Here is a 9,830-nt window from a genome sequence, read left to right on the forward strand (position 1 = left end):
TTATACCACAAAGCTTGTTCGCCGCCAAATGAATCTTTTTTCCATGAACTCTCTGCCAATTCTTGCAAAAGAAAAGGAGAAACTTTTGCGGGTGCCGAATATATTAGGGCTAGAGGAGTGATCATATTTGAGTCAACAACATATCGGTGCCTTGCTGGTTACGGCATCTGCGGCCGGTTTTGCCACGTTAGCGATTTTTATAAAATTCGCTTACGCCGCCGGCGCCAATACGATAACAATCCTGGCCGGGCGGTTTATTCTGGCCGCTATTTGTCTGGCGGCCCTGTTAAGATGGCGTGGTATTTCACTGAAAATCAATAAATCCCTGATGATGCGCCTGGCGCTGCTGGGCGGCTTGGGTTACGGCTCCATGTCCCTGCTGTTTGCGTTGTCAATCAAATATGTGCCCGCATCGCTGGCCGCCATGTTGCTGTATACTTACCCGGCGTTAGTCAGCCTGCTGTCTTTTTTTATTGGTGACGAAAAATTCACCCGGCAAAAAGGCTTCGCATTAGCGGTCTGCTTTTCCGGCTTGTTTCTTGTTCTCGGCGTATCGTTTGAAAACATCAGCATCTTGGGCTTTGTTTTCGGCTTGGCAGCAGCAATTGTTTATTCTGTTTATATTGTATTGGGCAATCGTCTGGTAAAAAATGAAGATCCGGTTGTAACAACCACCTATGTCTGTGCTTCAGCGGCTGTTGTTTTCGCTATAGCCGGGGCAATAACCGATTCCTTGAATTGGAACCTGCCGCCGCAAGGCTGGCTGTCGATAATCGGCATTGCCCTGCTGCCAACCATAGTTGGCATTATGGGCTTCTTTGCGGGCATGGCTCGCGTTGGCGCTACCAATGCATCGATTATTAGTACCCTGGAACCGGTTATCACGGTACTGCTGTCAGTAGCGTTACTTAATGAAAAAATAACGCCGCTGCAAATCGGCGGCGGCATTTTGATACTTGGCGGCATCATTATTTTACAGCTTTGGGCCGGAAAAAATGAGGCTAGTCCTGGTGATTTAGCTCTTGCCGTTGAAAAACAGCAGGAACGATGATCATTGACTATTCTTTTTGCCTGTCGCGCAGGGCCCGTGCCATATCCCGCTTAGCATCCCGTTCGGCAAGGTCCTGGCGTTTATCATAGGTATGCTTGCCGCTGGCAAGTCCCAGTTCAACTTTTACCCTGCCCCGCGTAAAATATAATTTAAGCGGTACCAACGTATAGCCCTTTTCTTTGGTTTTACCAATTAATTTATTGATTTCATAGCGATGCATCAAAAGCTTCCGGGTACGCAAAGGTTCGTGATTAAAGCGGTTTCCCTGCTCATAAGGACTGATATGCAAATTATGCAGCATAATTTCCGCTTGCTCAATACGGGCGTAGGCGTCTTTGAGATTGGCCTTGCCGGCGCGCAGGGACTTGACTTCTGTGCCGGTAAGCGCAATGCCGGCTTCATAAGTTTCATGTATATGGTAATCGTGGCGGGCCTTGCGGTTTTCCGCCGCTATTTTTATGCCTGCTTGTTTGGGCATGTTTCTCACCTCGTAGAATCCTGCTAACCATATGCTTATTGTATAGTATCTGCGGCCGCACGTCAATTGCGGCCCAAAGCTGGGTGAGAGTGCATCTATCAGTTAAGCAGAGTTATTTTTTCGGTACTCGGGGCTTTTTAGGCTTGGTACTGGTTGTTGATTTTTTCTTAGGTTTAACTGTCGGCATTTTACTGGTGCTGCGTTTGGTGCCTGATTTGCCGCGTTTTTTATCAGAGGACCGTCCATCCACCGCCCGCAGCGGTTTATAGTCTGTTGACAATACGTAGTCAATGGTACGGTCTGCCGGATTTACTTTGGCAACAATAACTTTAACCGTATTGCCCAGGCGGTAAATATTGCTTGTCCGTTCGCCGATTAAGGCATATTGCTCCTCAACATAATGATAGTAGTCATCATCCAGGCTGGATATGTGCACCAACCCTTCGATGCCATTGGTAATTTCGACAAAGAAGCCAAAGGCCGTAACGCCGCTGATAATGCCGTCGAACTCCTCGCCAACGAACTGGGCCATATACTCAACCTTTTTCAAGTCAACAGTTGCCCGCTCGGCTTCAGCCGCCGCCCGTTCCCGCTCGGAAGAATGCAGGGCAATTTCCGGCAGCATCACCGATAACTTTTGCCGGCGCTTGGCTGAGATATCGCCGGTGGAAAAAGTTTCACGAATCAAGCGGTGAACGATTAAATCCGGATAACGCCTGATAGGTGAGGTAAAATGTGTGTAATAGGTGGCGGCCAAACCGAAATGTCCCAGGTTTTCGGAATCATAACGGGCTTGCTTGAGCGAGCGCAGCATCACCGTACTGATGATACGCTCTTCCGGGCGTCCGGCTATCTTGCTCAGCACCCGCTGCAGAGCCATGGGCTGAATCTCGTGCGTTTTGGGCAAATGCTGGCCGAAGTTCCCCAACAATACATTCAGCCTGGCCATTTTTTCTTCATCAGGCTCTTCATGAACCCGGAACATGGAAGGTATGTCCAGCCAGTGCATGTGCTCGGCCACTGTTTCATTGGCAACCAGCATAAATTCTTCAATAATTGATTCGGCAATACTGCGTATTCGTTTTTCAATAGCAACCGGCCGCCCCGCATCATCCAATTTCACCTTTATTTCCGGGAAATCGAAATCAATGGCCCCGCGACGCATGCGCCGGTCCCGCAAAATGCGGCACAGCCGCTCCATTTCTTCCAAAGGACCAACCAAATCCGCATATTTTTCCCGCAATTCCAGATCATGATCGGCAACAATTTTTCGCACAATCGTATAGGTAAGCCGTTTTTTTACCCGGATAACACTGGGAAAAATTTCATAATTTAAGATTTGTCCGCGCCCGTCAATCTCCATCTGTGCCGATAAGGCCAGCCGGTCCTCACCGGCATTTAAACTACAAATTCCATTTGACAAGCGGGGCGGCAGCATGGGAATTACCCGGTCAACCAAATACACACTGGTGCCACGGGTTCTGGCCTCATTATCCAGCGGTGTGTTTTCCCGTACATAGTGGCTCACATCCGCAATATGCACACTGAGAAGATGACGGCCGTTTTTTAAACGTTCGACATAAACGGCATCATCCAAATCTTTGGCATCATCACCGTCAATGGTAACAACATTGAGTTCTCTCAGGTCCCGCCGGTTCAGTAATTCTTCCGGACTAATGGCTGTAGGAACACGCGCGGCCGCCTGCTCAACCTCAGACGGGAACTCGGTAGGCAGGTTATGGTTCTTGATAATCGATAAAATTTCAATGCCAGGATCGCCCTGTTGGCCCAATACTTCAAGGATACGGCCTTCGGCGCTTTTTTGTTTTCGCGGCCATTCCACAATTTCTACGACAACCTTAGCACCTGTTTTGGCACCGTTAAATTCATCTTTAGGGATAAAAATATCCCGGCCGATCCGGCGGTCGTCAGGTAAAACAAAACCGAAGTTGCGGCTGGCTTCAAAGGTTCCCACAACCTTGCTGTTAGCCCGGGTGACGATACGGATAATCTCTCCTTCGACTGCCTTACCGGAAATATGCCGTTTATGCATGCGGGCCACCACCCGGTCGCCGTGCATCGCGCCGCCAATCGCATCAGGCGGTATAAAGACATCTTCCAATTGCTGGTCTTCAGGCAAAATAAAACCAAAACCTTTAGCGGTTGCGGAAAATTTTCCGACAACCAGGTTCATACGGTCCGGTATTCCATATTTTCCGTAGCGGGTGCGAATAACAGCCGCCTCCTCCTCCAGCTTGTCCAATACCTGCCAAAAATCCTCCAGTTCTTTGCCGCGCAGGCCCATATCGGCAGCCAGATCTTCAGCAGTAAGCGGTTTATAGGCTTCTTCCCGCATAAAATTCAGTATCCGGTCAGGCAAATCCATAGTTATTCATCTCCTTTTAAGGCAATGATTGCCTTTCCCTCCGCCGTCACAGTTCCGTCCGGCAGAGTAACTTTTCCGGCCATTTCCACCATTTTTCCCCGTTGACCGGTAATCCAGCCGCTGATGGCTAACTCTTGTCCAATCGGGGTTGGCTGACGATAGCGCACTTCCAGCTTGGCGGTAACGGCCGTTAAGCCTTTGGCATATAAGTAGCGCGCCATTACTTCATCTAAAAGCGTACTGATCAAACCGCCGTGCATAATACCATCATAGCCCTGATGTTCAGGTCCTGGTATAAAACTTGTCTTGTAACTATTATTCTCTTCCTGAAAACGTAGTTTTAAACCAATAGGATTACAGGGACCACAAGCAAAACACCACTGATTCTCACTCATTTAGAGCACCTCTTTTTTCATCGCCTGCCAAAAAACGGCCAAGTTCCTGAAATACATACTCACGCTCGGTATCCAGCGTAACAATATGGCCTGATTTTTGCAGCCACAACAATTTTTTGTCCGTACTTCCCAGCTTATTATATATATATTGCGCACTCACCGGCTCCACCGTATGCTCCTTTTTGGATTGAACCACAAGGGTGGGCACGGTTATGAAGGGCAAAAGTGCGTCAACGTGCCGGATAAGCTTGAGCAGACTATTTAAGCTGTTAAGCGGTGTCCGCTCATAGTTGATAGAATACTGTTCAGCCACATTCGGCAAACGCTTGCGCTTTTTGGCTACATAATTGGTAAACACCCGGTAAAACGGCAGCAAAGGCAGCCGTTTATTCGCGATATAAATAGGAGCACTCAATACAGCCAGTTTACTCACCGGATATTCACTGGCCAGTTTAAGGACTAACAGACCGCCCATCGACAAGCCAACTGCGGCTATGTTGCTGCAAGAGCTGCGTAATACATGATACCCATCCTCAACGCTGCTATACCAATGCGGCCAAATAGTTTTCGCCATATCTTCCGGCGTTGTCCCATGGCCTGACAGCCGCGGCGCAAAAATCGTATATCCTAAATGATTCAAATATTCTCCTGCCAGACGCATTTCTGACGGAGCCCCGGTAAAACCATGGACTAACAGTATTCCGGTTTTACCACCTGGCAAATAAAATGGCTCGGCGCCCGGAATGATAGCCAAATAAAACTCCCCTTTATTCTTAGTATTTTTCTAAATATAGTTGTATATATGATTCATCATTATTATACCATTATCTGCCACGTAAGGGAAATATAGAGGAAGGCTCTGAAAATAGAAAGACGCCAGGCTTAATAAAAGCTTGGCGTCTTGTTTATTACCTTTTACATGAAGAGAAGCGGCGCGATAATCAGTGAAATCGTACCGGCAACTTTAATGAGCGGGTTCATGGCCGGTCCGGAAGTGTCCTTAAACGGGTCACCAACGGTGTCGCCAATAACAGCAGCAGCATGAGTTGGCGTGCCTTTGCCGCCGTACTTGCCGGTTTCAATCCATTTTTTCGCATTATCCCAAGCGCCGCCGGCGTTGGACATGAATAGGGCCAACAGCACACCGGCTGCTGTCGCACCGGCCAGGAAGCCGGCTAATGCTTTCGCACCAAGAACAAAACCAACAAGAATCGGTGAGCCTACAGCAAAAATGCCAGGCAGAATCATTTCACGGATAGCAGCTTTCGTGCTGATATCAACGCAGCTGGCATAATCAGGACGGCCTGTGCCTTCCATAATGCCAGGAATTTCCCGGAACTGACGGCGAACTTCGCCAATCATTTCAAAGGCGGCCTTGCCAACCGCTTCCATGGTAAATGCACAAACAAGGAACGGCAGAGTTGCTCCTAAGAAGATACCAATAATGACAGTTGGCTCGGTCAGATTAATTACCAAATGTCCGTTGACTAATAAGCCGGATAATTTAGGATTCTTGGCAATTTCTTCGCCAAATGCGGTGAACAGCGCTAGTGCCGTCAGAGCAGCGGAACCAATGGCAAACCCCTTGGCAATCGCTGCGGTTGTGTTACCGACAGAATCCAATTTATCTGTAGTTTTACGAATCTCAGGACCAAGTTCGGCCATCTCGGCAATACCACCGGCATTGTCGGCTACGGGGCCAAAAGAGTCAACGGCAACAATCATGCCCGCTGTACAAAGCATACCCATAGCGGCCATGGCAATACCATAAATACCAGCCTGCCCATAAGCAACGGCAATGGCAAGAGCAAATACAATCATCGGAAATGCAGTACTTCTCAGGCCACAAGCAATACCGGCAATGACGTTGGTGGCCGGGCCTGTTTGCGAGGAATCAGCAATATGCTGGGTAGGCGGCTTACTGCTGGAAGTATAGTATTCGGTAATCATACCTACAAGTACGTTAACTGCTAAACCACAAACAACAGCAATCGTGATGCCAACCGCTTTGCCAGGGAACATCGCACTGGCAATCACGTAAGTGGCAACAGCCACAAGAATATTGGTTCCCCATATTCCTCTGTTTAAGGCAGCCTGGGGATCTCCGTCCTCACTGGTACGAACAAAGAAAGTACTGACAATGGAAGCAAAAATACCGGCCGCACCAATTACCAGCGGAAACAGCACACCATTAATATCACCTTTAAATACGGTCTGGCCAATCAGCATAGCGGCAATCGCGGTTGCGGCATAAGATTCGAACAAGTCGGCTCCCATACCGGCGGTATCACCGACATTATCGCCGACATTGTCGGCAATAACGGCCGGGTTACGAGGATCATCCTCGGGGATTCCGGCTTCAACCTTACCAACAAGGTCGGCGCCAACGTCAGCCGCCTTGGTAAAAATGCCGCCGCCGACACGGGCAAAGAACGCAATGGCGCTGGCGCCAAAAGCAAAGCTGTTAATAACAACAGGATCCCTAAAGATTATGTATAAACTGGATACACCTAAAAGTCCAAGACCGGCAACCGACATACCCATAACAGCACCGGCACGGAAAGAGACATTCAGCGCTTTGTTAAGGCTGTGACGGGCAGCTTCCGTCGTACGGGCATTCGATTTGGTGGTCGAAGTCATGCCGACATAGCCGGCAATCGCGGAGCAAATCGCACCTACGAGAAAGGATACTGCCAATTTGTAACCATCTACATAAAAGAGAATAAGAAAAATGACGATGGTAAATGGAATCAATGTTTTGTATTGACGGTTAAGAAAGGCCATAGCCCCTTCAAAAATTGCCTGTGAAATCTCTTGCATTTTTTGGTTGCCCGCGCTTTCTCTCAGCACACTAGCCATCAAGTATGCGGCAAAAGCCAGCGCCACAATACCTGCGAGCGGAGCAATGTACAATAAATCCATTATTTAACTTTCCTCCTTTTACCTAAAACCCTAAAAACACCTCAATCTGCCGAAGTGATTCCAGCCATTGAGATTAAGTCACCCTACTGCATCAATTTAACCAAAACCATTGTTACGAAACCGAACAATGCAGCTATGACAATTGTTGCTTTGGCCAAAAATCCGTCAAGCCCTTTAGCTTTGCCGCCAAAAAAGGATTCGGCGCCCCCGGCGATTGAACCTGACAAACCGGCACTTTTACCTGACTGCATTACGACTACCACAATTAGCGCAATGGAAAGTACACCCTCCAAAATCATCAGTCCTGTTACCACTTCTTAACACCTCCCATGACTGATACCGTTATCCTTGCTGCAGTCTTATGCTGCCAAGGCATAACAATATTTTAGCATACTTAAATGATACTGACAATTTATTTAGTCGATATTTTCACATATGTTAACCATATTTTTCCCAATTCATAAAAAAAATAAACAGCCGTGTCAGCCGGCTGTTTATTGACCACAGAGGTTACGCCTTATCGGAGGGTTGTACCGGTTGGGGATGATCCACATAGGCATTCACATTGACTACATGCGTATTCATACGGCTGGTGCAGCCAAACCGGCCTTCCTGCTGCTGAATGACTTCCAGGTTGGAACTGCCGCAGTGATCACAGACAACTTTGTTTGCACATTCCAGCAAGTCTTCCTCACACTCGTACAAGTAGCCGCAGTCACCGCATCTGAGAAAATATCCCTTCGGCATTTTTCGTTCACCTCCTCTCGGCGCGAACTTATCTTAAATTGTAGAAAACCTTATAGCCGCGGTATTGAGCCAGATCGCCGAGCTGCTCTTCAATACGGAGCAACTGGTTGTATTTGGCCACACGGTCGGTCCGGGCCGGTGCACCGGTCTTGATCTGGCCGGCATTCACGGCTACGGCAATATCGGCAATGGTCGCATCTTCGGTTTCGCCGGAACGATGTGAAATTACACAGGTATAACCGGCCCGTTTTGCCATTTCGATCGTATCAAAGGTTTCGGTCAAAGTACCGATTTGGTTGACTTTGACCAGGATGGAATTTGCTGTTTTCGCCACAATCCCCTGGCTTAACCGTTCTACATTGGTAACAAACAGATCGTCGCCCACCAGTTGAATTTTGCCGCTTAACCGTTCCGTCAAAAGCTTCCAGCCATCCCAGTCGTCTTCCGACATACCGTCTTCAATGGAAATAATCGGGTATTTGTCAACTAACTGACTATAGTATTCCACCATTTCGGCCGAAGTTTTCACAACACCTTCGCCGGCGAGCTGGTATTTTCCGTCTTTAAATAATTCGGTTGCAGCCACATCCAGGCCAAGCATAACCTGCTCACCCGGTTTGTAGCCTGCTTTTTCAATAGCTTCGATAATAACTTTCAACGCTTCTTCATTAGAAGCTAAATTGGGTGCAAAACCGCCTTCATCGCCAACTGCTGTCGCTAAATTACGGCCGGCAAGCACTTTTTTAAGATTATGATAAATTTCCGACCCCATTCGCAGAGCTTCGGCAAAACTTTCCGCGCCCACCGGCAGAACCATGAATTCCTGAATATCCACATTGTTGTCGGCATGTTTGCCACCATTTAAGATATTCATCATGGGGACAGGCAATTCTTTGGCATTGGCGCCGCCTAAATATTGATACAAGGTCATATCGAGAGAAGATGCCGCCGCTTTAGCCACTGCCATCGAAACACCGAGAATGGCATTTGCCCCTAATTTGGCTTTGTTCGGGGTGCCGTCAAGTTCAATCAGCGCCCTGTCGATGCCGATTTGGTCAAGAGCGTCCATACCGACAATTTCCGGCGTAATAATTTCATTCACATTTTCCACAGCCTTAAGTACGCCTTTTCCCAGATAACGGCTTTTGTCACCGTCGCGAAGCTCTACGGCCTCATAGGCGCCGGTCGAGGCACCGGACGGGACAGCCGCGCGTCCCAGCGTACCGTCTTCCAACAGTACATCCACTTCAATAGTAGGGTTGCCGCGAGAATCTAAAATCTCTCTGGCTAAAATATCGACAATCGTTGTAGACATAAGAATTCCCCCCAAATAAATTTTATTATTCTTGCCATCCATGTGCAACTGCTAAAAATTTTTTGCAGGCGGGCGGCGTGTTGGCAAAAGCGGAAGTCAAACGCCAGTGGTGGAGCGTTGTCAATACGCCGCCCGCCTGCGCCTGCAAGCTTCTTTAATGCGGAATATATAGCATCCAATGATTCTACTGCGAAAACTCCCCCTGCACAGGGGTATCAGTTGCCGAGAGAAAATGACCTAAAGCCCTTATGAAATAAGGTTTTGTAGGTATTGCGAACAGGGATTTTCTGCTTGAAGTCGAATATTATTATTATAAACATAACGATATTTGAAAGTGAGCGAATATAAATGTTTCGCAAAAATAATTCACACCTTCAGGAACGCTTGTTTGATGACTTCCAGCATTTACACCCCAGTCAACAAAAACGCTTAATGGCCAGTTGGGCTCCCATATTTTACGAACACGTTTTCAGCCAGATTGATGAAGCACCCTTTGCACCGTTATACTCTGCCGATAATGGCCGTCCTAACTTCCC

General features: G+C 48.0%; 10 protein-coding genes. 2 read left to right on the forward strand and 8 right to left on the reverse strand.

All coding sequences use genetic code 11. The features are described from left to right. Positions 1-127: 127 nt before the first annotated feature. Entirely contained in the window at positions 128-1,051 is a 924-nt protein-coding gene (locus tag BLR65_RS28020; protein ID WP_093798016.1) for a DMT family transporter, read from the forward strand. Between the two features lie 7 nt (positions 1,052-1,058). Here BLR65_RS28020 and smpB read toward each other — a convergent pair whose 3' ends face one another. The 8 genes from smpB to eno all read right to left on the reverse strand — a co-directional run bounded on the left by smpB (position 1,059) and on the right by eno (position 9,294). Beyond that, the gene (smpB, locus tag BLR65_RS28025) at positions 1,059-1,529 is read right to left on the reverse strand and encodes an SsrA-binding protein SmpB (protein ID WP_093798018.1); all 471 of its coding nucleotides are present in this window, start codon (positions 1,527-1,529) and stop codon (positions 1,059-1,061) included. Between the two features lie 112 nt (positions 1,530-1,641). Then, positions 1,642-3,915: a ribonuclease R gene (gene rnr / locus BLR65_RS28030; RefSeq protein WP_093798020.1), complete on the reverse strand. Its 2,274-nt coding sequence runs from the start codon at positions 3,913-3,915 to the stop codon at positions 1,642-1,644. 2 nt (positions 3,916-3,917) lie between these two features. After that, positions 3,918-4,310, reverse strand: a complete 393-nt coding sequence (locus BLR65_RS28035) for a PaaI family thioesterase (RefSeq protein ID WP_093798022.1) — start codon at positions 4,308-4,310, stop codon at positions 3,918-3,920. Continuing rightward, complete coding sequence (locus BLR65_RS28040) at positions 4,303-5,064, reverse strand: alpha/beta hydrolase (protein ID WP_093798024.1); 762 nt, start codon at positions 5,062-5,064, stop codon at positions 4,303-4,305. Before BLR65_RS28040 ends, BLR65_RS28035 begins: the two co-directional genes overlap by 8 nt. Positions 5,065-5,225: 161 nt before the next feature. Continuing rightward, positions 5,226-7,232, reverse strand: a complete 2,007-nt coding sequence (locus BLR65_RS28045) for a sodium-translocating pyrophosphatase (protein ID WP_093798026.1) — start codon at positions 7,230-7,232, stop codon at positions 5,226-5,228. 83 nt (positions 7,233-7,315) lie between these two features. After that, complete coding sequence (secG, locus tag BLR65_RS28050) at positions 7,316-7,546, reverse strand: preprotein translocase subunit SecG (RefSeq protein ID WP_093798028.1); 231 nt, start codon at positions 7,544-7,546, stop codon at positions 7,316-7,318. A 196-nt stretch (positions 7,547-7,742) separates the two neighbouring features. After that, positions 7,743-7,979 (reverse strand): primosomal protein N', encoded by a 237-nt coding sequence (locus BLR65_RS28055; protein ID WP_093798031.1) that lies wholly within the window; start codon positions 7,977-7,979, stop codon positions 7,743-7,745. A 28-nt stretch (positions 7,980-8,007) separates the two neighbouring features. Next, positions 8,008-9,294, reverse strand: coding sequence for a phosphopyruvate hydratase (gene eno / locus BLR65_RS28060; RefSeq protein ID WP_093798033.1), 1,287 nt, complete (start codon positions 9,292-9,294; stop codon positions 8,008-8,010). A 348-nt stretch (positions 9,295-9,642) separates the two neighbouring features. On the opposite strand from eno, the gene BLR65_RS30660 reads away from it, so the two are divergent. After that, positions 9,643-9,830, forward strand: a 188-nt coding sequence (locus BLR65_RS30660) for a hypothetical protein (RefSeq protein WP_425441027.1), incomplete at its 3' end; no start/stop codon positions are given.

This window comes from Sporomusa acidovorans (assembly GCF_900101845.1).
Classification (GTDB): Bacteria; Bacillota; Negativicutes; order Sporomusales; family Sporomusaceae; genus Sporomusa; species Sporomusa acidovorans.